The sequence below is a fragment of the Olsenella profusa DSM 13989 genome, assembly GCF_030811115.1.
In the GTDB taxonomy this organism is placed as follows: Bacteria; Actinomycetota; Coriobacteriia; order Coriobacteriales; family Atopobiaceae; genus Olsenella_F; species Olsenella_F profusa.
In genome coordinates, this window is the sequence record NZ_JAUSQK010000001.1 from 626785 (window position 1) to 651280 (window position 24496).

Below are 24496 nucleotides of genomic sequence, written 5' to 3' on the forward strand. Positions count from 1 at the left end.
TAGTAACTCCCTGTGCGCAAGAGCAGGGTAAGCGGCGGAGAATCGCAGCCCAGCGGAGAGGGAGTTAGTACTCGACCTTCCACATGTAGCGACGTGTCAGGTAGTCCTTGGAGGTGGTCGCGGAAAGCGCCCGCATGTACACGTTGTTCAGGATGGGCGAGAAGAGCACGTGGTTGAAATATTCCGAAACGGTATCAGGGAGATCGTTGAGGCCTATCTCCTTGCCGTCTAGGATGTAGACCTTCTGGCCACCGTAACGCTTGAGGAAGCTGAGGGCACGCTCATCCGCCGCGCGGCAGCGGCCCACGCTCATCAGCAGGAAGACGGATTTCGCCTTGTCCAGCACCTCAAAGGGCCCGTGGAAGAACTCACAGCAGTTGATGGTGGGCGAGTCGATCTGCAGCATCTCCTCGATGTTACAGATCGAGAAGATGTAGGCCGAGCCATAGGCCGGGCCGGAACCCATGACGTAGATGGTCTTCTCACCGGCAACCTGCTCCGCCCAGCTCTTAGCAAGGGGCTGGGTGTAGGCGACGGCCTTGCGATAGATGGCGTCGACGACGTCGAAGGCCCGCATGGCCACGTCGTAGTCGGCGTAGCCCTCGGTCTTTTGAACCAGGGTCATGGCAAGCTGCAGAGCGATGCTGGAGTTGACGCGCTCGGTACGAGACTCGTCCAGGGCGATGGACTCGTAGGCGATGCGCTGGTCGCAGATGTCGGTGAGCTCGGACTCATTGACGTAGAGTGCGATGGTCGCGGCACCGTGTTCCTTCGCAACCCGGGCCGCCTCGCAGGTCTCCTTGGTGCCGCGCATGGAGCAGATGATGGCGAGCGTGTGCTCATCGAGATAGGCGGGCGGCGCCAGCACGAACTCGTTGCTGGTATAGGTGGCCGAGGGAATCGTCTTCGCCTCGCGCTCCATGAAGTAGTGGGCAGCGTGGAAGCCCCCGAACGACCCACCCGCGGCAACCCAGGCAACGCGCTTGATCTCATGACTGGCAAGCAGCTGGGAGACGACGCTTGCTACCTCTTCCTGAATGGTCATAGCTACCGAACCCCTCTCGACGAGTGAGGAAAGACCTTCCAAGCCTCTCTTGGTTCAGCATAATATCATAGTCGTTATAGATGTTTTGTTATTGTTGAATACATCTGGACGCTCGAAGGGACAGCCGATACGGTCCGCACCGCCCAACACAGACATCAATGGCCACGTCAAGCTGGCGCTTCTGGGACAGCGTGCTGTAAGCGAGCTCCAGCGGTATGACAGCCGTCTATTTTCCGTAGACCTCGTCATGTGTGCCCGTACGCACAAGGATGACCTCGTGCCCCGACAGCCGGTACATCAGTACCCACTTGTCCTTTGGGGGATTTGGTGCCGAGCCCACATGCAAGGAACGATACCCCTCGAGGGCATCGGTCAGGGCATGGGCACGATAGCGTGGACTCAGACTCGTCTCATCGCTCGCAAGTAGGTCGGAGATGGCCGTCTTGAGGGCCTCCATGTTCCAGTGCCGTCTCTTGCAGACCTTCACATCCCGCAGAAAGCGCGGAGTATATGACGCATCATATACGGTCTGCGCTACATGCCGAGGGCCGAGAACAGGCTCTCGGCAGTCTGATAGGTCTTGTGCGAGGAGTCATCCGCAAGCCCATCAGCCTCGTGCATGGCCCAACGCGTCTCAGGCGGAACCCCATCCTCCACAGCCAGCGGCCGGATCTCCACCCAGGGCCTGTTGTTCTTGAACACCGTGACGCTGTGCCCGCTGCGGTTGGCCTGTGCCGTGAGCCTGGAGAAGTGCGTCTTTGCATCCGACATGCCCACGGTGAGCGTCGTCTCAATAGATGCGCTCATGGTTCCCCCTTCATTCGCCTAAAAACAGGTCTGTTTCTAGACCATAGTATAGACCGATATGGCCAAGAAAGATAGTCCGTTCCCGTCCCTACGCCTCGTCATCGCCACCCATCTCCTCGAGCACGCCGAGGGCCGCGGGCAGCAGCTCCTCCCTGCCCGTGTGGAACGGGTACGAGAGCCGCTTACTCTTGGGCTGGTAGATGCCGCGCCGCCCCTTGAACGCGAGCGCCTGCTGGCGCGTGAGCTCCGCGCCCTGGTAGATGAGCCGACCGTTCGTCAGCGAGACCGAGGTCACCCCCAGGCGCTCCGCACGGATGCGGATGCGCGCGCGGTCGAAGAGGTTCCTGCCCGCCAGCGGCAACGCACCGTGGCTGTCCTCCAGCTCCCGCTGCATCGCATCCACGACGGCGAGCTCCGTGGCGGCGGCGAGCCGCCGGTAGGCGAGCACGCGCCGGTCCACCTCGGGCAGGTACTCCTCCGCCAGGTAGAAGTCCGCCGGGAGGTTGATGGTGACCTCGGAGAGCTCCACGTCGCCGCCCTCCCCACGCGCCTCGGCCACGGCCTGGCCCAGCATCTGCGTGAAGAGGTCGAAGCCCACGCTGGAGAGGTTGCCGTGCTGCTCGGCGCCCATGAGGGAGCCGGCACCGCGGATCTCGAGGTCGCGCATGGCGATGCGCATGCCGCTCCCCAGGTCCTGGTACTCGTTGATGGCCGTGAGGCGATCGGTCGCCTCGGGCGTGAGCGGCTGGTCGGCCGGGAACATGAAGTAGGCGTACGCCTGCTGCCGCCCGCGCCCCACGCGACCCTTGAGCTGGTAGAGCTGTGCGAGGCCCAGGCGCTGCGCATCCTCGATGATGAGTGTGTTGGTGTGCGGGTTGTCGATGCCGCTCTCGATGATGGTGGTGGCCACGAGTACGTCGATCTCGTGCTCCGAGAATTGTAGCATCACATCCTCCACCTGAGCGGCACCCATCTTGCCGTGCGCCACGCCGATGCGGGCCTCGGGTGCCGCCTCGCGCACGCGCTCGACGGCGTCCTCGATGGTGTGCACGCGGTTGCTCACGTAGTAGACCTGGCCCCTGCGCTCGATCTCGCTGCGGATGGCGTCGGAGACCACGTCGGGATCCCACTCGCCGACCGTCACCTTCACAGGCAGGCGTCCCGGTGGCGGCGTGAGGATGAGCGACATGTCGCGCACGCCGCTCATGGCCATCTGCATGGTGCGTGGTATGGGCGTGGCGGAGAGCGTGAGCACGTCCACCTGCTCCCGCATGTTCTTGAGCTGCTCCTTGTGCTGCACGCCAAAGCGCTGCTCCTCGTCGATGATCACGAGTCCCAGGTCATGTGGGCTCACGTCTGCGGAGAGCAGGCGGTGCGTGCCGATGAGCACGTCCACCGTGCCCTCGCGGAAGCCCTCGAGCGCGCGGCGCTGCCAGGCGGGCGTCACGAAGCGCGAGAGCACCTTGACGTCAAGGCCAAAGGGGGCAAAGCGCGCATTGAACGTCTCGAAGTGCTGCTGCGCCAGGATCGTCGTGGGACACAGCACCATCACCTGTCGCGCATCCTGGCAGCACTTGAAGGCGGCGCGCAGGGCCACCTCCGTCTTGCCAAAGCCCACGTCACCGCAGAGCAGGCGATCCATGGGTCTCGTTGATTCCATGTCGGCCTTGATGTCCGCGATGGCGGAGGCCTGGTCGGGCGTCAGCCGATAGGGGAAGCTCGCCTCCATCTCGGCCTGGGCCGGTGTGTCGGGCGAACAGGCGTGCCCCCGCACGGCCGAGCGGCGCGTGTAGAGGTCCACCAAGTCGAAGGCGAGCCTCTTGGCGCTCGTGCGCGCCTTGCCCGTGGCACGCGACCAGTCCGCCGTGTTGAGCCGTGTGAGCCTGGGCGCGCTGCCGTCGGGCCCCACATAGCGCGTAACGCGGTCAACCTGCTCCAGAGGCACGAAGAGCTTGTCGCCACCCGCATACTCGAGCAGGAAGTAGTCGCGCTCGCGGCCCCCAACCTCCTGGCGCACGATCCGGGAGAAGAGCGCGATGCCATGGGTGGCGTGCACCACATAGTCACCGGGCTTGAACGGGAACGTGACGGCAGTGGGGTCCACGCGGCGCGAACGCTGGTGGTGCGCGCGGCGTGCCGTGAGATCGGACACCGAGAGCACCGCCAGGCGCGCCGCGGGCACCACGATGCCCGCGGGCACCGGGGCATCGAAGAACGTGACCATGCCCCGCCTGAGGGGGGCGACGTCCCGCCTGGCCGCCTCTGACGCAACGGGCACGGCGTTCTCGGGGGCCGTGCCCAGCGACTCCTGCAGCGCGATGCCCTCGTCGGTGAGGCTCAGCTCCAGCGCCTCGCGTGCCGCGCGGTCGGGCACGGCAAAGACCACGGACGAGCCGTCCTGGGTAAGCTGCCGCACGCGACTCAGCAGCTTGGCGTCGGAGCCGGCGATGGAGGGCTGGCGCACCTCAAGCTCGGCCGTGGTCGCAGCGCCCGAGCGCATGAGGGACGAGAGGCTCAGGCGCTGCTGGTGGCCGAAGTCCAACGCGCGCGGGGGCGTGAACAGTCCGTCCGTGCGCTCGTGCGCCGCCGCAGCCGATGCCTCGATCTCGTCCGTGGCCCGCTGGCAGTCATCGAAGAGGGCGCGTGGCTCCGCAAGGATCACAAGCGCGTCCTGGGAGATGTGCTCGATGGGGCTCGCCGAGGAGCCATAGAGCTCGACCAGGTACTTGTCGAGCGATGGGGCCACGGACCCCTGCTCGATGAGCTCGAGATCCGCCGCGACCTTGGTGGAGTCCAGCGCACGATGGTAGAGCGCCTTGCGCGCGGCGCCGATGGTCTCGCTCATGAGGGCGATCTCGCGACAGGGCAGCACCGTGACGCCCTCGAGGTCGCCGATGGTCTGCCCCGTGGATGACACCATCCGGCGCACGCGGTCTATCTCGTCGCCGAAGAACTCGATACGCACCGGTGAGGTCGCCTGCGCGGGAAAGACGTCCACGGCATCGCCGTGGACGTGGAAGCTGCCGGGGGCGTTCACGCTGGCGCTGTCGCCAGCGTCCTCGTAGCCCATGCCCACCAGCAGGCGACTCATGTCCGCAAGCTCCAGCTCGTCACCCACAGAGAAGGTGCTGGAGGCAAAGTAGCCGGACCCGACGGGTGGCACGCGCCTCAGCAGGGCCGCCGCGCTGGCAACGACCAGGCACGCCTCGCCCGCCGCGAGGCGCATGATGGCACTCGTGCGGGCGCCAATGACGGCGTCGTCCGCCGGGACATCCGCCCATGGGCGATCCCTGCGCTGGGGATAGCGGGCGACCACATCCATGCCCAGCCATGCGGCAAGGGCGCGCGCGGTGCGCTCGGCCGCCTCCTCGCCCGAGACCACCATGAGGCAGGGACGGGGGCCGTATGCCCAGAGTGCCGCCGCCATGAGCGGACGGGCGCTCTGGGCCACGGCCAGTGTGGCATCGTGCCCCAAGGAGAGCTCATGGATGAGCGGCGCAAGCTCCGGTGCCGAGAGCAGCTGGTGTGCCACACGGTTTATGAACATCTCAACCCAATCGTACGATGCGGGGTGGCGCCCCCGACGTCGCCCCGCACAGGGTCCACGGAGGACGCCGCCCTGGCAGGACGCCCGCAGGACCCCGCCTAGGCACGGTCGTTCGACTTGGCAAGCTCGGACATCACATGACTTGCGTCAACGAGCGCATCCGGTCTCGCCTGCCAGCCCCAGTTGCCCGTCGCCACGCCCGGCACGTTCATGCGGGCGCTCGCACCCAGCATCAACAGGTCCTGGAGCGGCAGGATCACCACGTCCGCCGGACTCGTGAGGCATTCCCCCACCAGCCGTTCCGCCAGTTCGCACGCCTGACGCATGCCCTCGGGATCGCCCTTGTCGAAGCCAAAGTGCTCCTCCACCCAGCCAAGCAGGGTGTTGGTATCATGCGTGGAGCTATAGACCACCTTGTCTGGGGCCGGATGATACCCCGCACGCACGTCCTCATCGGCAAACTGGATGACGTCCATGCCGGGAAAGCCCGTCTGCTCCAGGAGCGCACGCACGGCAGGCGTGACGCTGCCCAGGTCCTCCGCCACCACGGGCAGGGGGCCGAACTTGCGGTAGGCCGTACGGAAGAGGTCCAGGCCACAGGCAAAGTTCCACTGTCCCGCCCGTGCTGATTGGCCCTTGGGAATGGCGTAGTACGACGAGAACCCCAGGAAGTGATCGAGGCGCACGTAGTCATAGAGCTCAAAGGCCCGCTCCAGGCGACGGAGCCACCACGAGTACCCATCGGCACGCATGAGCGACCAGTTGTAGGTGGGGTTGCCCCAAACCTGGCCCTCCTGGGCAAATGCGTCGGGCGGCGTGCCGGCCAGCACGGCAGGATAGCCCTTGGCGTCCAGCTCGAAGAGCTCGGGGTTGGCCCAGACGTCGGACGAGTCCGTCGAGACGTACATGGGCACGTCACCAATGATCTGAATGCCTCGCCTGTTGGCATAGGCACGGATCTGCAGCCACTGGCGCATGAAGAAGAACTGCAGGGCGCACTCATGCTCGACGGCACCCGCGAGGCGCCTGTCACTGGCGAGGGCGGGCTTCCAGGTACGAAACTTGTTGGGCCACTCCTGCCAGGGCCTGCCCTTCTCCACCTTCTTGATGGCCATGAAGGTGGCATAGGGCAGCAGCCATGACTCGTTCCCCTCCACAAAGCGACGATAGGGCACGGAGTGCTCAAGATCGGAGGGAAGCGATGTGGTGCCATCGGGACTCACGCCCCACATGAGCGAGACGTTGCCCGCAAAGGCGGAGGGGCCCGCATAGGGCGACCCAAAGCCATCCGTGGGGTTGACGGGCAGCACCTGCCAGTAGCGCATATGCCCCTCGGCCAGTCGGTCGACGAAGCGCCGGGCGGGCTCGCCTAGCGTTCCGGGCAGTGACGGTTGGTCCTCGTTGGGCAGCGACGTCACGTGGCAGAGCACCCCCATGCCGCGCCTCATGGGCCTCTGGAGCCGCCGCTCCTGATGGAGCGCGATCACGGAGGTTCCCAGCGGCCAGAGGAAGACCTCGGCCACGCCATCCCTGACCGTGACGACACGCCCGGAGATCACGTCCGTCGCCTCGAGCTCACCTGTGGGGATGCGTATCGTATGGCTCTCGGAGCGCGAGCCGTTGGCCAACACGCACACCTCATCGCTCTCGTCACGGCGCCAGAAGCAGAACACGTCATCATTGGGTGCGAACGGCTCGAAGTCACCATCCACCAGCACAGGAAGGGCCTTACGCAGCGCGATGGCATTGCGGTACACGTTGAAGCAGTCGGCATTCTCCCTGCCCCACGGGAAGGGCGCGCGGCAGTAGGGGTCGGCGTAGCCCTCCAGGCCGGCTTCGTCACCGTAGTAGACGCTCGGCACCCCAGGAAGGCACATCTGCAGGAACGCGGCGACCCACAGCCTGCTCACGGCAAGCCCGTGCGCCCCCTCGTCCAAGCGATAGGTGCGACGCTGGTCGTCCGAGAGACCGTCGGGCAGGGGGGCGCCCCCCAAAAGCGTCAGGAGTCGCATGCGGTCGTGGCTCCCCAGCAGGTTGAGCTCGCTCATGAAGTTCTCGCGTGGGTAGTTCTCGTAGAGTGACTCCAGCGTGTCTGCCAGCGTGTGCGCCGTCCCCTCTCCCCGGAGGAAGCTGATGATGGCATGGCGCAGCGGATAGTTCATGGTGCCATCGAGCTCGAGGCCCAGGAAGTAGCGACGCAGCCTGCCGTAGGCGCGCTTGTTGGAGGCGTCCTCCCACACCTCGCCAATGACCACGGCATCCTCGCGCTCGGCAAGGGCGGCAGCCTTGATGTCCTCGATGAAGCCGTCCGACAGCTCGTCGGCCACGTCGAGACGCCAGCCCCGGGCGCCCAGGCGCAGCCACTTGCGCACGACGCCGTCACGCCCGCAGATGAGCTCTCGAAACTCGGGGCAATCCTCCCGCACGGCAGGGAGGTCGGGATTGCCCCACCATGAGTCGTAGCTCCCGTCCTCGTGGAACGTAAACCAGCTGCGGTAGAGGGAGCCCTCACCCTGCGCGGCCCCCAGATCGGGGAAGAAGCCGGCACGGTTGAAGTAGAGGGAGTCGGCGCCCACGTGGTTGAAGACGCCGTCCAGGATGATCGATATGCCATGCGCCTTGGCATCCGCGCACAGACGCGAGAAGTCCCGCTCCGTGCCGAGCATGCCATCTATGCGCATATAGTCGACCGTGTCATAGCGATGGTTGGACGCCGCGGCAAAGATGGGGTTGAGGTAGATGACGGTGATGCCCAGCCCCTCGAGATAGCCCAGCTTCTCGCGAATGCCCTCGAGGTTGCCACCGTAGAAGTCCCAAGCGACGATGGCACCGTCACCGTCGCGCTCATAGCTGGGAGAGGCGTCCCAGTCCTTGACCAGGCGCCGCTTGGGGCCATTGTAGGATCTGGCCAAATCGTCACCGGAGAGCTTCTCCCAGCCCCTGCCTCGCGCAAAGCGGTCAGGGAAGATCTGGTAGACCACGCCATTCTTGTACCAGTCGGGCAGCACCTCGCGCCCGCGGTCGTACACCGTGATCTGGAAGGAGGCGGGATCGCCGAAGAAAAGGTCCCCCTCGCCACAGCTCACGTCCCCCCTGGCGCCGTAGCGCATCACGGCACCGTCGGAAGCCGTGATGCGAAAGCTGTACCAGATGATCTCAGGCTCTTCGGGCTCGAAGGTCACCGAGAAGTGGACGTGGTCCTCCTCGGGCGCGGCAGCCATGTCGAGCAGGATCTCGCCCTTCTCGTCCACCCAGAGACGCAGCTGTACCGAGGCATCAGGTTCATCCCAAACGTCGATGCCCAAAGTAACGGCGCTGCCAACTCGCACAGCGCCGAAGGGTACTCTATAGGCCGCATCAGACGTAACGTGTCTGGCCCTCAAACAGATCTCCCTCTCACTGCCGTCACCTGTACCGAATGACCTCGGGATGCAGGTCGTGGTAGATGCTCAAGTACTCGCCTGCGGCACGATCCCACGAAAAGTCGACCCGCATCGCCTGCTGCTGTAGCTTACCCCAAGCATCGGGATCGGTCCAAAAGACCTCACAAGCTCCAAGCAGACAGTCGGCCATCTCATCGGCATTCATGTTCGTGAAGCGGAAGCCGGTACCCTCACCCGTGAACTGGTTGTACGGTGTGACGCTGTCAAGCAGGCCACCCGTCTCACGCACCACCGGGAGCGTGCCGTAGCGCATGGCGATCATCTGCGAGAGGCCGCACGGCTCGAACTCCGACGGCATCAGCAGGATGTCTCCGCCCGCATACATGCGATGGCTGAGCGCATTGTCGAAGGCTATGCGCGCGCACATCATGTCACCATAGGTCCAGTCGAAGTAGGAGAACGCATCCTCCTGATCCTTGTCCCCCGTCCCCAGCACGGCCATCTGTATGCCATGCTCCATGAGCCCGCTCATGGCATAGCGCACCAGGCCCAGGCCCTTCTGGTTGGTCAGGCGACCGATCATCACGACGAGCGGGCATCCCGGATCGAGCTTGAGGCCCAGCTCCTGCTGGAGGGCGGCCTTGTTGGCGGCCTTGCCGTCCAGGGTGTCCGCGGAGTATGTCTGGGCGATGAGCCCATCGGTCGCAGGGTTCCAGACGTCGAGGTCGATGCCATTGAGGATGCCGCGCAGCACGTTGGAGCGATTGCGGAAGAGCCCGTCCAGCCCCTCCCCATAGAAGGGCATCTGCAGCTCGTTGGCATAGCTTGGACTCACCGTGGTGATGACGTCAGAGTAGCAGAGGGCCCCCTTCATGAAGTTGATGGTGTCGCGGTTGCAGTACAGCTGGTTGGCGGCGGTGGGGTTGTCCGCGAGGCCCAGCACGTCAGAGAGCACCTTCTCAGAGAACTGGCCCTGGAACTTGACGTTGTGCACGGTGAAGACGGTCTTCACGTTGCAGCAGGCCTTGGATGCCTGATAGAACTCGCGGATGAAGACGGGCGCCATGGCGCACTGCCAGTCGTTGCAGTGGAGGACGTCCACCTGCAGCTCCGGTAGGAGCTCGATGGCCTCGCAGATGGCCTTGGAGAAGAACGCGAAGCGCTCGCCGTCGTCGAAGTAGCCATAGGCGGCGTCACGCTTGAAGTAGGCCTCATTGTCCACGAAGTAGAAGCTCACGCCGTCGTACGTGAGCTTCTCGATGCCGCAGTAGACGCTGCGCCATGCCAGGGGCACGTAGAAGTCGGCGATATGCCGCATCTGCTCCCGGTACTCGGCGGGAATGAAGCCGTACTTGGGCAGAATGACGGAGACCTTGGCGCCAGCCTCCTTGAGCGCGACGGGCAGTGACCCCGCGACATCGCCCAGGCCACCCGTCTTCACAAAGGGCACGGCCTCGGATGCCGCAAAGAGGACCTTGATCTTCCTTCTGACCTTGTCTGCCATGGCCACCCCTATCTTTCTCTGGGATGAGCAAGGGGCCGCCCCTCACAGGGCGACCCCTCGCCATCCGGCCTTGAACTACTCCGCGCCCTTGCCCTTGATGAAGAGGGCGTCGGGCGTGCCCCTCAGCTCCGTGCGTGCAGGAATCCTGTTGTCACGGTCGACGATGGCGTTCTCTATGCGCGCACCGCTTTCGACGACGCAACCCTGCATGACGATGGCGTTGTTGATGGTGGCGCCACTCTCCACGATCACACTGCGCCCGAGAATGGAGTTGGTGACCGACCCGTAGATGCGACAGCTTCCTGAAATGCGGGCGTTGCTCGCACGGGAGCCGGCCTCGAACTTTGCCGGCGCGTTGTCGTGCGCCTTGGTGCGCACTGGACGCTCCACGGGGAAGAGCTCCGCCGAGACCCGGGGGTCGAGCAGGTCCATGTTTGCCGTGAAGTAAGAATCCTTGTTGAAGATGGCGGCAACGTAGCCGGGATAGTCGAGCGTGAGCACCTTGACACGGGCGTAGTCAGCAGCCAGGGCCTCAAAGAGATCGAGGTAGTCGGTCTGCGCATACCACTCCAGCATCTGGAGCAGAAGGTTACGCCCGACCACGAAGCAGTCGAGGAACGCCGTATCGCCGAACTCCACACCATGCTTGACGCCCGTCACGCGGCCCTCCTCCACGGAGAAGCCGGAGACGTCTACGTCCTTGTCCTCGACCCTCTTGGTGAGCACCGTGATGTCGGCGCCAGAGTTCTCGTGCGCCTCGATGATCCTGCGGTAGTCGGCGTTGTAGACGAAGCTCGCGGACGTCGCAACGACGTAATCGGCGCTGCTGCGCTCAAGGTAGGTTCTGTTGTGCGCGAAGTCGCGCAGCAGGAAGCGCGAACCCGTGCGCGAGGTGCCGAAGGCGGAGCCTGGCAGCACGAACAGACCGCCCTTCTTGCGGTTGAGGTCCCACTCGCGACCAGAGCCAACATGGTCGATGAGCGAGCGGTAGTTGTACGGCATGATGATGCCCACGGTCCTGATGCCGCAGTTGACCATGTTGGACAGAGCGAAGTCGACCACGCGGTACCGGCCGAGGAACGGCATGGAAGCCACTGGCCTGGCCTCGGAGAGGATGGTCGGGTACTTGGTGGAATAGTTCGCAGTGATGACGCCAATCGCCTTCATGGGCTACTCCTCCCCCTTTCCAACTACGACGTTGTTACCGATGACGGCCGTGTCCCGCGTCTGATCGACGCTGCCGAGGACGACGTCGTCCTCCACGACGGCGTTCTCGCCGAGGATGGCCCGCACCACATGGGCGCCCGCCTTGACGTAGGCGCCGGGCAGCAGGACGGAGTCCTCCACCACGGCACGCTCGCCGATGTAGGCGTCCGTCGAGATGACGGAGTGCTTGGCCCTGCCAAATATGTCGGCGCCGTTGCCCACGAGACAGTCCTCGATGGAACCATCGGGGCCCACGTACGCGGGCGGCCTCGTGGAGACGTTGCTCATGATGGGAACCCTGGTGTCAAACAGGTCGAAGTCGGGGTTGGTGCCCAGGAGATCCATGCTCGTCTCGTGATAGCTCGAGATGGTGCCCACGTCGCGCCAGAAGCCATTGTACTCGTAGGTGTACAGGCGCTTGCCGTCCGCCAGCAGCTTGGGGATGATGTCGTTGCCGAAGTCGTGCTCGGAGGTCTGGTCGATGGCATCGGCCCTGAGGGTGTCCACCAGCAGCTGAGTATTGAAGACATAGATGCCCATGGAGGCCAGGTTACTGTCGGGCTTGTTGGGCTTCTCAGTGAACTTGAGGATGCGCTCGTCATCGTCCTGCGTGATGATGCCAAAGCGCGAGGCCTCCTCCCAGGGTACGGGCATGACCGCAACCGTGAGGTCGGCGTTGTGACGCTTGTGGTTCTCGAGCATCTTCTGGTAGTCCATGCTATAGAGCTGATCACCCGACAGGATGAGCACATACTCGGGATCGTTCTGCTCGATGAAGCCGATGTTCTGGGTCACGGCGTCCGCCGTGCCGGCATACCACGCGCCACCCGCCTGCGTGGCATACGGCGGCAGGATGGACACGCCACCACCACTCTCGTTGAGGTTCCAGGCATCGCCCGTTCCCAGATAGGAGTGGAGGAGGTACGGACGATACTGCGTGAGCACACCCACCGTGTTGATATCGGAGTTGGCGCAGTTGGACAGTGCAAAGTCGATGATGCGGTACTTCCCGCCGAACGAGACGGCCGGCTTTGCGACGTCCTTGGTGAGCGCGCCGAGCCTGCTCCCCTGGCCGCCCGCAAGAAGCATTGCGATGCATTCCTTCTTGCTCATGACATCTCCCCTCTATCGAGAATACTAGGACCGTTCCTATGCGTGCCAAATCTCGGAGTTGTACTCGCGAACCGTACGATCGCTCGAGAAGAATCCCGATTGCGCCGTGTTATGGATTGATGCGCGAATCCAGCTCCTCCTGTCGCCATACGTCTGGACGAGCTCCTCCCATGCCTTGACATAGGAGTAGAAGTCCGCCAGGACGAGGTCGTGGTCATTGCTCATCATGAGCTCGTCGTGCACGCTCTGGAAGCTGCCCGAGAGCTCCGCGAACGTGCCGTCGTTGAGCTGGTCGATGATACGTCCCAGACGCTCGTGATCCTTGTTGTAGACGTCCCATGCGAACCAGGTGCCCGAGGCGCGCAGGGCGTCTACCTCCTCGGTGCGCAGACCAAAGATCTTGATGCTGTCCTCGCCCACCAGCTTGGCGATCTCGACGTTGGCACCGTCATAGGTGCCCAGCGTGATGGCACCGTTCATCATGAGCTTCATGTTCGAGGTGCCCGATGCCTCGGAGCCGGCCCAGCTGATCTGCTCGGAGATGTCCGCGGCCGGGTAGATGAGCTGGGCGCTGGATACCGCAAAGTTGGGCACGAAGGCGACGCGAATCCTGTCGTTGACGCGCCCGTCCTTGTTGACCACGTCGGCCACCGCGTTGATGAGGCGGATGACCTCCTTTGCGAACGTGTAGCTCTGGGCAGCCTTGCCCGAGAAGACGAAGGCCGTGGGGCGAACCTCGAGGCTGGGATCGTCAAGCAGACGGTTGCGCAGATCCATGACCTTCATGATGTTGAGCAGTTGGCGCTTGTAGGCATGGAAGCGCTTGACCTGCACGTCGAACACCATGGAGCAGTCCAGCTCGACACCCGAGGTCCTCTTGACATAAGAGGCCAGGCGCTCCTTGTTCCACTGGCGTGCCTTGGCGAACTCCTCCTGGAAGGAGGGGTCGTCCTCGTACTGCCCCAGCCTGGAGAGCTGTGTGGCATCCTTGAGCCAACCGTCGCCGATGGTGTCAGTGATGAGCTTGCCGTAGGGCGGGTTGGAGTTGCCCAAAAAGCGCCTGTGGCTGATGCCGTTGGTCTTGTTGTTGAACTTCTCGGGCGTAAGCTCATAGAAGCCATGCAACGTGGTGTCCTCGAGGATGCCCGTATGCAGTGCGGAGACGCCGTTGACGGAGTGGGCGAAGATGACGGAGAGGTTGGCCATGCGCACCTGGCCGTCCCACAGGATGGCCGTCTCTGCCAGGAGGTCCTGCCAGTTGTCCCTGTCATGCGGGAAGGTGTCACGGTAGCGGTGGTCGATCTCCTCAATGAGCATATACAGGCGCGGCAGCAGGTTGCGGAACATGTCGATGGGCCACTTCTCCAGGGCCTCGGGCATGATCGTGTGGTTGGTGTAGGAGATGCAGGCAGACGCTATCTGGAATGCCTCGTCGAAGTCGATGCCCCTCTCGTCGACGAGGATGCGCATGAGCTCGGGGCCGCACATGGCGGGATGCGTGTCGTTGGTGTGGATGGCAACGTAGGTGGGCAGCTCGGACCAGTCGTCCTTCCCGTGGGCGCGCTCGAAGTCACGCAGGACGGTCTGCAGGCCGGCGCTCACGAAGAGGTACTCCTGCTTGAGGCGCAGCAGCCTGCCGTGCTCGCCCGCGTCGTTGGGGTATAGAATCTGGCTGATCGCCTCGACGTCCGCGCGGAAGCGCATCGCCTGTGCGTAGTCGCCGTTGTTGAAGGCTTGGAGGTCAAAGTCCTCGCTCGCGGGCTCTGCGCTCCAGATACGCAGGTTGTTGACCTTGTCCCCGCCGTACCCAACGATGGGGACGTCATAGGGGACGGCCTTCACGATCTGGCCTCCCTCCGTCTCAAACCAGTAGCGGCCATCGTCCTCGTGGCGGACGACATTGCCCCCAAAGCGCACGAGCACGGATGACTCGCCCTTGCGCGCCTCCCAGGAGAAGCCGTTCTCCAGCCAGTTGTCCATCTTCTCGACCTGCCGCCCATGATCGATCTCCTGGCGGAAGAGGCCATAGCGGTAGCGCATGCCGTTGCCATGTCCATTGATGCCAACGGCGGCCATGGAGTCGAGGAAGCATGCGGCGAGACGGCCGAGACCTCCGTTGCCGAGGCCGGGATCGACCTCGCGCTGCTCCAGTTCGTCAAGTGGGGTGCCAAGCTCCCTGCACCCTGCCTTCACCACATCTCGGATGCCAAGGTTGAGCAGATAGTTGTCAAGCAGCGGCCCCAGCAGGAACTCGATGGAGAAGTAGTAGACCTGCTTCTCGTCCTTGAGGTCTGCCGCACTGCTGCGCAGGTCGCGTGCCTTGTGTGCAATCAGGCTCGCAAGCACGAAGTAGCGATCGCGCTCGTTGAGATCCTCGTACCTCTTGCCCAGCATCTTGCGACAGCTGTCGCGATACTGCGCGATGAAATCGTCTTTGTCCTTGAAGAAAGTCTCTGACATGTGCCAATGCCTCTCCGGTGTATGTAGCCAGAACAACCGCTGTGCACCGCTGATATCCTCGCCACTACAGCATCTCACATTGTGACATCAACCACCAGTAATGGTGACAACTTTTTGCCATCGGGTTTCCCCGATGTCATGCATGCCATCCGCGTGCGGGGACGGGCCACGCCTCACGCGCGGATGGCATGGTTTACCCCCTTGCCTTCCTGCGGCCCTTAGCCGACGGGCCGCCCTTGGTCCTTCGTGAGGCCGCTGACGCGGAGGAACTGGTCGTCGATGTCCCCTTGGCCACGGACTGCGCCTCGGTGGATGCCTTCGTGGGAGAGGTCGCCCCCTTGGCCCTAGGGGCCTTCTTGGCCGCAGATTTCGCCTTGGTGGCAGACGTCTTGGGCGTTGCAGCAGCCTCGGCCTTGGTGGCCACCTTCTGTGCGGAGGCAGTCCCCTTCGATGCGGCAGGCTTCTTTGCCCTGGTGACCTTCTTGGCCGCAGGCCGTGCGGTCGCCTTCCGCCTCTTGGCCCTCTTGGTGGGCAGCGGGCCGTCGTACGAGAGGATCAGGCCCGCCAGCGGCGGAACGCGCAGTTCGATCGAGGTGTCACGCATGTTCCACGACTTCTCCTGAGAGGCGAAGCGCACGCCCTCGTTGGTGACGCCCGAACCGCCGAACTCGATGGCATCCGAATTGAATGCCTCACGCCAATAGCCAGGCTTAGGAAGGCCGATGCGGAACTCCTCATGCGGGTTGACATCAAAGTTGATGAGGATGACCAGGTCATCCTTGGGATTGTCGCCCTTGCGCACGAAGCTGATCACCGACTGGTCGGCATTGTCCGCATCGATCCACTCGAAGCCCTCGGAGGAGTAGGCATGCTGCCACAGCGCGGGGTGCTCGTTGTAGAACCCGTTCATGGCCGCAACGAACTTCTGGATGTGGGCGTGGCTCTCGTACTGCTCGGTGAGGAAGTACTGGATGCCCTCGTAGTAGCGCCACTCGATGAACTGCGCGATCTCGTTGCCCATGAAGTTGAGCTTGCCGCCGGCGTGAGTCATCTGGTACAGGTTGAGCGTGCGCATGCCGGCAAACTGGCGCCAGTAGTCACCGGGCTGGCGCGTGATGAGCGAGCACTTGCCGTGCACCACCTCGTCGTGCGAGAGCGGTAGCACGAAGTTCTCGTTGAACTGATACATGGCGGAGAACGTGAGCAGCTTGTGGTTGCCCGGGCGCCACGGGAAGTCGGTCTGCATGTAGTGCAGGGTGTCGTTCATCCAGCCCATGTCCCACTTGAGGTGGAAGCCGAGGCCACCGTCCTTGGTGGGGTACGTCACGAGCGGCCACGCCGTGGACTCCTCGGCGATCATCATGACGTCGGGGTAGTACCTCCCCATCGTGTCGTTGCACTCCTGCACGAACTTGATGGAGACGAAGTCCTCCTCGGTACCCTTCTCGTTGAACTTCTTCTGGCTGGGATCGTCGACGCCAAAGTTGAGGTAGAGCATGGAGGTGACGCCGTCCATGCGCACGCCGTCGGCATGGTACTCGCCCACCCAGTACAGCAGGTTGGAGATGAGGAAGGTGCGCACCTGGGGACGGCTAAGGTCAAACTTGAAGGTGCCCCAGTTGGGGTGCACCTCCTTCTCGTAGAGCTTGCTGCCATTGAAGTGCACCAGGCCGTGCTCGTCCCTGCAGAAGCCGCCCGGCACCCAGTCGAGGATGACGCCGATACCCGCCTGATGGCAGGCGTCCACAAAGTGCTTGAACTGCTTGGCGTCACCATAGCGGCTCGTCGGCGCGTAGTAGCCCGTCACCTGATAGCCCCAGGAGCCATCGAACGGATGCTCCATGACCGGCAGGACCTCGATGTGCGAGTAGCCCATCCTCTTGACGTAGTCCACCAGTTCGACGGAGAGCTCGTCGTAGGTGAGATAGGAGCCGCTCGTATCGTCGCTGTCGGGGTCGCCGTTGCCGGCCAGGCCATCGTCGTGACGCCGCCAGCTGCCCAGATGCACCTCGAAGATGTTGAGGGGCCTCTTGAACATGTCTTGTCCGGCGCGCTCCCTGAGATAGGCGGCGTCCTTCCACTCGTAGCCGCTGATGTCCGCCGTGCGCGACGCGGTGCCGGGAGGACACTCGGCCTGGAAGGCATAGGGGTCTGCCTTGTAGAGGAAGTCCCCCTGGGCGGTCTCCACCAGATACTTGTAAAGCTGGCCGGTCTCGACATCGGCGATGTAACCATGCCAGATGTCCCCCGTCGAGCTGGGCTCAAGGTAGTTGGCATCCTGGTCCCACCCATTGAACTCACCGATGACGCGGACGCTCTTGGCCTTTGGCACCCAGACGGCAAAACGGTAGCCCGTCGTCCCCGCCGCGGACGCAGGGTGGGCGCCAAGCTTCTCGTAGCTCCGATACCAGCTCCCCTCCCCCATCATATAGAGATCATCGTTGGTAACGATCAGATCTTTTGTCGGGACACTCATTGAGCCCTCCCCTGACATGTCCGGAGCGTTGCCCGCCTTCTGGTAAGCACCGCGCAAGGGACAATGTGACGGTTGCATGGAGCAAGGCCTATTCTATTTCAAATCCACAAGAATGGCTGCAACTTATCGGCAGCGAATCGTGGGTGGCGGTCTTCCCGCCCCACGCGGAGGAGGGTGCCATGCCGCGCGAGTCGATGCGGTCAAAACGCGAGCGTGCCGTGGAGTTCTGCGGTCGCATGGAGGAGCGCTATGGGGACGTGGGCGGCGCGCTCGACTTTGGCAACCCCTTTGAACTGGTTATCAGCGTGCTGCTCTCGGCGCAGACCACCGATGTGGCCGTCAACGGCGTGACGCCCGAGCTCTTCGGACGCTGGCCCACGCCCCAGGCGCTGGCCGCGGCCGACCCCGCTGACGTAGGGGAGGTCATTCGCCGGCTGGGCTTCTGGCGGTCGAAGTCGAGGCACTGTGTGGAGGCCGCACGGATGATGGTCGGCGACTTTGGGGGCGAGGTCCCCCACACCATGGACGAGCTCACCCGCCTGCCCGGGGTGGGACGCAAGACCGCCAACATCGTGCTCGAGAAGGCCTTCGATACGGTCGATGGCATTGCCGTGGACACGCACGTGTACCGCATCGCCACACGGCTCAGGTTCACGAACGCCCCCACGCCGCTCGCCGCGGAGCAGGACCTGCTCAAGCTGCTGCCGCACGAGCTCTGGGGACACGTCAACGAGCAGTGGATTCACTTTGGGCGCGAGCTCTGCACCGCACAGCACCCTGCGTGTGAGCGGTGTCCCTGCCAGGATATCTGTCCGTCGGCCTTTCGGGTCAACGGAAACCCCAAGCGCAGGCGGAGGGCCCAAGGGTAGCGCGAGACCGTCGCGGGTACGCCTCGGCACGAGGGGGCGCCCGCAACGGCCTCGCGGCACGACGTCCTTGCTCCCTGTGCGCACCCGCAGCTGTCTTCTCGCCGCCGAGGAACGTTTGGGCCCCAAGTGCGTGATGGAATTCCTCGCGTCTGGGCGTCGAACGTGCCCTTGGGGACGGGACAGCCCCCAAAAGCGGCCCCACAGGGGCATGCGACCCCCTTCTGACCCACGAAACGGGCATCCCAGGGGGCGCATTCCGGCACCCCACCACGCACTTGGGGCCCAAACGCTCCTCGGAGGGCCGTGCGCATGCACGGGACGCCCCGACTGCGGCGACACCACAGGGACAACGCGGGGATGGGTGGCCGTCCGCCGGACCGCGTCGCCATCATCGGCCTCTGGCCTGCCCGCACGACCCTGGCCCAAGCGCGCGCAGTCCCTATGCCTTGGCCAACGCCTGGTCGAGGTCGGCGATGAGGTCACCCACATCCTCGATGCCCACGGAGAGGCGTACGAGGTCCTCGGAGAGGTGGGCGGCCGCAAGCTGCTCGTCCGTGAGCTGCGAGTGCGTGGTGGACGCCGGGTGGATGATGAGCGACTTCGCGTCGCCTACGTTGGCCAGGTGCGTGAACAGCTTGACGCTGTCCACCACCCTAAGGCCACCCGCACACCCGCCCCTGACGCCAAAGACCACCACGCCACCGAAGCCGTGGCGCAGCATGCGGCTGGCCACCTCGTGACTGGGGTCATCCTCGAGCCCAGAGTAGCGCACCCAGCTCACCTTGGGATGACCGGCAAGAAACTGGGCGACCGCCAGGGCGTTGTCGCAATGACGCTGGACGCGCAGGGACAGCGTCTCCAGACCGATACCGATGAGCTGCGCCGCATAGGGCGAGAGGGTCGGGCCAAAGTCGCGCAGCTTGTTGGCGAGCACGCGCGTGGAGAAGGGCGCCGCAGGAGCGACGTCGGCGAACACCACGCCATGGTAGGAGGGATCGGGCTGGGTGATGGTGGGAAACTTGTCCGCCTGGGCCTTCCAGTCATACACGCCCGTGTCCACGACGGCACCACCGAGCGTGGCACCATGGCCCCCCATCCACTTGGTGAGAGACTCGATGACCACGGCTGCGCCATCCTCGGCCGGCCGATAGAGATAGGGCGTCGCAAAGGTGTTGTCCACAAAGACCGGAACCGGTGAGGCAAGCGCGTTGGCCGCATCGACGAGGGCCGGCACGTCCGCCACGTCCACGAGGGGGTTGCCGATGGTCTCCACATACCAGAGCCTGGTGTTCTCCGTGGTAGCGGCCACGAAGGCGTCGATGTCGTTGTTCCGGACGAAGGTGGTCTTGACGCCGAGTTCGGTGAGGGTGTGCAAAAGGATGTTCCAGGTGCCGCCATAGAGCGAGTCGGAGGCCACGATGTGCCCACCGGCACCCACGATGTTGGTGATGGCCAGCATCTCGGCCGCATGGCCCGAGGCGACGGCCACGGCACCCGTGCCGCCCTCGACGGCGGCCACGCGGGCGGCGATGGCGTCGGTCGTGGTGTTGGTGAGACGCCCATAGACGTTGCCGGGCTTGGCGAGGGCGAACTTGGCCGCACCGTCCTCGGCATCATCAAACTGAAAGGCGGCGGAGGCATAGATGGGCAATGCCGCAGAGCCCGTCACGGGGTCTGGTGCCAAGCCCGCATGCACCTGCAGGGTGTCAAAGTGCCTCTCGGGATCCTGGGCAAAGGTGGGGTCAAGCTCGAAGGCCATGAGGTGTCCTCTCTGTACGATAACAACATGCCTTACCGTTCTGGTTTGTACGACTGACTATTAGAACAGTCTAGTGAGAGGAGTCAAAAATAGCAGGTAAAAAGCTATATATGGTTCATGACATCTGTTATCTTAAAATGAGATAACGGAAATGAAAACCGTCACGCAAAAGGCCCGCCTCCGTGGAGGCGGGCCTGGATGCGTGCGGTCAGGTGCCTAGTAGTTGAGCGCCTGCTCCTCGAAGAAGGACTGCGGGTGGTTGCATACGGGACAGACCTTGGGAGCGGTCTCGCCAACGTGCAAGTGGCCACAGTTGCGGCACTTCCACACCTTGACGCCCGGACGACTGAAGACCTCGCCCCTCTCGACGCGCTCGGCAAGCCGGTTGTAGCGCTCCTCGTGGTGCTTCTCGACCTCACCCACCAGACGGAACTTGGCGGCGATCTCCTTGAAGCCCTCCTCGTCGGCGGCCTTAGCGAAGCCCTTGTACATGTCGGTCCACTCGTAGTTCTCGCCGGCAGCGGCATCCTTGAGGTTGGTCAGGGTGTCGGGCACCTCGCCACCGTGGAGGTACTTGAACCAGAGCTTGGCGTGCTCCTTCTCGTTGCCCGAGGTCTCGGTGAAGATCTCGCCGAGCTGTTCGTAGCCCTCCTTCTTGGCCTTGCTGGCATAGTACTCGTACTTGGTGTGGGCCTGAGACTCGCCCGCAAAGGCCGCCTCAAGGTTCTTCTTCGTCTGAGAGCTCTCGAACGCCACTGCCATGACAAACTCCTCTCCCTTGGATATGCGCGCGGATGTCCTCCGCGCCCCGCAGTGGGCCACCCCCTTGATGGCCCGCCTCAACTCAGACCATGATAGGCCCTAGGCCCACCATTTGGTACCTTCTTTGTGACAAAAACCCTCTTTTTGCAACTCGCACAGCAGGGATCCCACCTCGCCATACGAGAGCCTGTCCCTGCCCGCATGCTCCTCCAACTGCGAGAGCTCCTCGGTCAGGGCTTCGCCGTCCACCGCGCCGTCCTCGTCCGCGGTTCGATGCGCCAACAGCAGGCGCACCAACTCCGCCCTCTTCTGGCGATGCGAGCCCTCGAAGCGTGACTGGCGCGTGTGCGTGGCCGAGCGCCGAGACGGGTTGGGCAGCGTCCGCTTGAGGTGGGCCCCATAGTCAAGAAGGGCGTAGTACCAGGTGCGGGGGTCATCGTCACCGTCATGGGCATCGGGTGGGCAGGTGCTCCTCACCAGGGGCACAAGCTCCCCGTCCGTCACCCCAACCGCATCGGGATAGAGCTCGTGCAGGAACACCGTGCGCACGTTGGTCTCCAGGTAGACGCCGGGAAGGTCGTAGGCAAACGCACGTATGCCCGCCGCTGTCGCGGGACCGATGCCGGGCAGGGACAGAAGCCCCTGGTAGTCCATGGGCATGACGCCGCCCGCATCGCTCACCTGGGTCGCCGCCCGCCAGAGCGAGAGCGCCCGGCGATTGTAGCCCATACCCTGCCACTCCTCCAACACGTCCGCGGCGTCGGCGGCAGCCAGCGCATCCGGTGTCGGAAAGCGCCCGAGCCAGCGCTGCCAGCGCCCATCGACACGCGCGACCTGGGTCTGCTGGAGCATGACCTCGCTGACCCAGATGGCATAGGGGTCACGCGTGCGCCTCCAGGGGAGGTCACGGTAGAGCGCACGTCCCTGCGCGAGCACGTGCCGGCGAAAGCCGTCGAGCCCTCGTGAGGACGCCACGGGGGCTCCGCCGCCATCTATGCGAGCGGACATGCTAGTCGTCCTCGCAAGGGCCGACGGTGACGAACGCCTCCCCCGGGGCCATGATGGGGTGCTTGTGCTCGCACACCACCTCGTAGATGGTGATGGAGTCGAAGTACCGCACGAGCATCTTCTGGGCCTCACACCAGACCGGATTGAAATGGCAGCTCTCGATGAAGGGGCAGGGGCCGTCGTCGACGCCGGCACGGTCGCAGTCAGCCAGGAGGATGGGTCCCTGGAGCGCCTCGACCACCGCGCGAATCGTCGTGTGGCGGGAGTCGGCGAGCAGACGCATGCCGCCCTTTGACCCCCTCAGGCTCTCGATGAGACCCGCGGCGGTAAGCTCGCGTTGGATGGATCGCGCGAACGAATAGGGGACGTCGCGCTTCTCTGCGGCCAGCCGCACGGACACGACCTCACCCTCGTGCTCGACGAGCTCCGCCAGCATGCGCAGCGCATAGTCGGTCTTCCTTGAGATTTCCATCGAGGTCCCTCCCTAGAGGCCCCAGAGACGGCTCGGTCAGCTCCAATCCAAGACGACCCAGTTCATCTGCTTGGCCTTGCGCCTGAGCGCCTTTCCGGGACTCACCGCGAACGCCTGCTTGGACACGCTGAGCAGATCCTCGTCGCTGTGATGATCGCCGTAGGAATAGGCGATCTCCCAGGTTCCCGGCCCCAAATGCTCGTTTGCCCAGCGCCGCACCGCACGCGTCTTCTCTGGCCCCGCCACCACCGCACCCTCCACATTGCCGGTGTAGTGGCCCTGGGCGTCGCGCTCCATGTCCGTTGCCACCAGGCCATCGACGCCCAACCGCCGTGCGGCCTGCTCGGCGATGTCCCTGAAGGTCGCGGACACCAGGAGCGTCACGCAGCCCTCCTCCTTCCGACGGCGCACCTCGTTGAGGGCCTTCTGCCGATAGCGCCGAGAAAGCACCTGGTCGTGGAAGTCGCACATGATCTCCTTGACCTCCTGGGACGAATGCTCACGCAGCGTGTCGAAGATCTGCTCGCGCGCCTCCCCCTGGCGGCAGGGGAGATGCAGCACATAGCGGATGCCCCACCACCCCAACCTGAGGGCGCGCAGCGGGCTGAGCAGGCCGCGCGCAAACAGGTAGCGGGCAAAGAGCGCCCCGGACTGGCCATTGATGGCCGTGCCGTCATAATCGAACACGGCAACCTGGATGATAGCTGGCATAGCCTGGGCGGCAGCTGGCGTAGCCCGACTGACGGCCACCGACATCTCCTGGCTAACGCTGGCTTCGCTCAACGCCACGCACCCTCTCGACCCGTTCCTGAGAGGCTCCGTCCATGCTGAATGGCCTCTTAAAATAGGCTACCAAAAGGAGCAGTTCTGACAGATCCCCTCCTATCGTACCCGTCTGGCCGCGCTCCCGGACGCCAGGATGCGGTCCGCCGCCCGATGGGGTGCCGACGGGTACGACGAACAAAAAAGAGGCCCCGAGCTACCGGAGCCCCAGACAATGCGATGGCGGGATGTAAGGGACTTGAACCCTCGACCTCCGACGTGACAGGCCGGCGCTCTAACCAGCTGAGCTAACACCCCGTTCCATGTGGTGCGGAAGCTATTCTAACCAGAAGCGCACTCCGTTGTCCAGCGCCAATCGCGAGAAATTTTGAGCGACTCAGAACGCCAGCGCGACGGTGGTCACGGTGCCGGCGTCGTCCGTCACGAGCATGGTGCCCTCGCTCTCCTTGAGCTCGACCGAGGAGATCGAGTGGCCCGTCCCGCCGACGGGCTCGCCATCGGCATCCACCACCTGGGCCCCAACCGAGCCACTGCCTATGGTGTAGGCCATGACGTCCCAGCCATCGCTGGTGTTCTCGGGGATGATGAACGCGCCGTTGTAGAGGACAAGCTGAATGGGCTCTCCGTCAAACTGCATGAAGACCGTGGCATCCGTGGCGCCTTCGGTGCGGCCGACCAGTGCATAGGCACCATCATCCTGCTTCTCGATGGAGTAGGTGGTGCCCCGGTACTCGATGGAGCCGGCCGGCGTGGTCTGGGTCTGCTCGACCTGAGCCTGCTCCGGCACATCTGTCTGCTTGGCGTCAAGGCAGCCGCGCAGCAGGAAGAACAGGATGACGAGCACCAGGACCGCCAAAGGGGCGACGATCCACCGCATCCTGCCGCCCATGGGCCTGCCGTCGGCCGCCTCCCTGCGGCGGAGGGGACGATGGGCCTTGCCCATGCGCTTCCGGGCGCCCATCCCCACATTGGACCAGGACGATGTGGAGTCCGCCGAAACACTGCCCACATTGTCGCGATTCTCGACCCGTGCCCCCTCACTCGCGGAGATGCGCTGGAGCGAACCGGTTTCGGAGGGGTTGACCCCAATGGGACGCGGGGCATCCTGCTCGTCCGTGGTGTCCACCATCGGTACGTTGGACGCACGCACGCCGCGGCCCCCCTGGTCAGCACCCTGTGCCGGGCGCTCCCGCGTCTGCGACGCCCGTGCGGGCCGTTGCGCACGCGCGGCGTGTCTTCCATGCGGCGCCGAGGGCGCTGTGTCCTGTGCCATGTCAGGCCTCCTATCGAATACCAGAAGTA

At 64.1% G+C, this 24496-nt stretch carries 16 protein-coding genes, 1 tRNA gene and 1 pseudogene; 1 reads left to right on the forward strand and 17 read right to left on the reverse strand.

From position 1 onward, the window contains the following. Positions 1–64 precede the first annotated feature (64 nt). The 10 genes and pseudogenes from J2S71_RS02880 to glgB all read right to left on the reverse strand — a co-directional run bounded on the left by J2S71_RS02880 (position 65) and on the right by glgB (position 17541). The gene (locus tag J2S71_RS02880; protein ID WP_021725125.1) at positions 65–1045 is read right to left on the reverse strand and encodes an SIS domain protein; all 981 of its coding nucleotides are present in this window, start codon (positions 1043–1045) and stop codon (positions 65–67) included. A 226-nt stretch (positions 1046–1271) separates the two neighbouring features. Then, positions 1272–1553: pseudogene (locus J2S71_RS02885) on the reverse strand (type II toxin-antitoxin system RelE/ParE family toxin); the annotation flags it as partial. A gap of 26 nt (positions 1554–1579) precedes the next feature. Then, on the reverse strand, positions 1580–1852 hold the full coding sequence (locus tag J2S71_RS02890; RefSeq protein WP_307388653.1) for a type II toxin-antitoxin system Phd/YefM family antitoxin: 273 nt from the start codon (positions 1850–1852) through the stop codon (positions 1580–1582). Between the two features lie 88 nt (positions 1853–1940). Beyond that, positions 1941–5399, reverse strand: a complete 3459-nt coding sequence (gene mfd / locus J2S71_RS02895) for a transcription-repair coupling factor (protein WP_307388654.1) — start codon at positions 5397–5399, stop codon at positions 1941–1943. A gap of 98 nt (positions 5400–5497) precedes the next feature. Continuing rightward, entirely contained in the window at positions 5498–8704 is a 3207-nt protein-coding gene (locus J2S71_RS02900) for a 4-alpha-glucanotransferase (RefSeq protein ID WP_307388656.1), read from the reverse strand. A gap of 100 nt (positions 8705–8804) precedes the next feature. Continuing rightward, positions 8805–10286 (reverse strand): glycogen synthase GlgA, encoded by a 1482-nt coding sequence (glgA, locus tag J2S71_RS02905; protein ID WP_021725130.1) that lies wholly within the window; start codon positions 10284–10286, stop codon positions 8805–8807. Between the two features lie 75 nt (positions 10287–10361). Next, entirely contained in the window at positions 10362–11453 is a 1092-nt protein-coding gene (gene glgD, locus J2S71_RS02910) for a glucose-1-phosphate adenylyltransferase subunit GlgD (protein ID WP_021725132.1), read from the reverse strand. Positions 11454–11456: 3 nt separating this feature from the next. Continuing rightward, positions 11457–12605, reverse strand: coding sequence for a glucose-1-phosphate adenylyltransferase (locus J2S71_RS02915; protein WP_307388658.1), 1149 nt, complete (start codon positions 12603–12605; stop codon positions 11457–11459). A 36-nt stretch (positions 12606–12641) separates the two neighbouring features. Then, positions 12642–15065: a glycogen/starch/alpha-glucan phosphorylase gene (locus tag J2S71_RS02920; RefSeq protein WP_021725137.1), complete on the reverse strand. Its 2424-nt coding sequence runs from the start codon at positions 15063–15065 to the stop codon at positions 12642–12644. 193 nt (positions 15066–15258) lie between these two features. Beyond that, positions 15259–17541, reverse strand: coding sequence for a 1,4-alpha-glucan branching protein GlgB (gene glgB / locus J2S71_RS02925; RefSeq protein ID WP_307388661.1), 2283 nt, complete (start codon positions 17539–17541; stop codon positions 15259–15261). A 179-nt stretch (positions 17542–17720) separates the two neighbouring features. Here glgB and nth point away from each other — a divergent pair, with 179 nt between their 5' ends. Next, positions 17721–18410 (forward strand): endonuclease III, encoded by a 690-nt coding sequence (nth, locus tag J2S71_RS02930; RefSeq protein ID WP_021725117.1) that lies wholly within the window; start codon positions 17721–17723, stop codon positions 18408–18410. Between the two features lie 439 nt (positions 18411–18849). Here nth and J2S71_RS02935 read toward each other — a convergent pair whose 3' ends face one another. The 7 genes from J2S71_RS02935 to J2S71_RS02965 form a co-directional block, all read right to left on the reverse strand. Beyond that, on the reverse strand, positions 18850–20169 hold the full coding sequence (locus J2S71_RS02935; RefSeq protein ID WP_307388663.1) for an O-acetylhomoserine aminocarboxypropyltransferase/cysteine synthase family protein: 1320 nt from the start codon (positions 20167–20169) through the stop codon (positions 18850–18852). A 216-nt stretch (positions 20170–20385) separates the two neighbouring features. Next, entirely contained in the window at positions 20386–20931 is a 546-nt protein-coding gene (gene rbr / locus J2S71_RS02940) for a rubrerythrin (RefSeq protein WP_307388665.1), read from the reverse strand. A 99-nt stretch (positions 20932–21030) separates the two neighbouring features. Further along, positions 21031–21939: an HhH-GPD family protein gene (locus J2S71_RS02945; protein ID WP_021725116.1), complete on the reverse strand. Its 909-nt coding sequence runs from the start codon at positions 21937–21939 to the stop codon at positions 21031–21033. 1 nt (position 21940) lies between these two features. After that, a complete protein-coding gene (locus J2S71_RS02950) occupies positions 21941–22411 on the reverse strand; it encodes an RrF2 family transcriptional regulator (protein WP_021725167.1) in 471 nt (156 codons plus the stop codon). A 36-nt stretch (positions 22412–22447) separates the two neighbouring features. Next, on the reverse strand, positions 22448–23122 hold the full coding sequence (locus J2S71_RS02955) for an HAD family hydrolase (RefSeq protein WP_307388669.1): 675 nt from the start codon (positions 23120–23122) through the stop codon (positions 22448–22450). A gap of 292 nt (positions 23123–23414) precedes the next feature. After that, positions 23415–23491, reverse strand: a tRNA-Asp gene (locus J2S71_RS02960). A gap of 79 nt (positions 23492–23570) precedes the next feature. Next, entirely contained in the window at positions 23571–24467 is an 897-nt protein-coding gene (locus tag J2S71_RS02965; RefSeq protein WP_307388671.1) for a hypothetical protein, read from the reverse strand. Between the last annotated feature and the right edge of the window lie 29 nt (positions 24468–24496).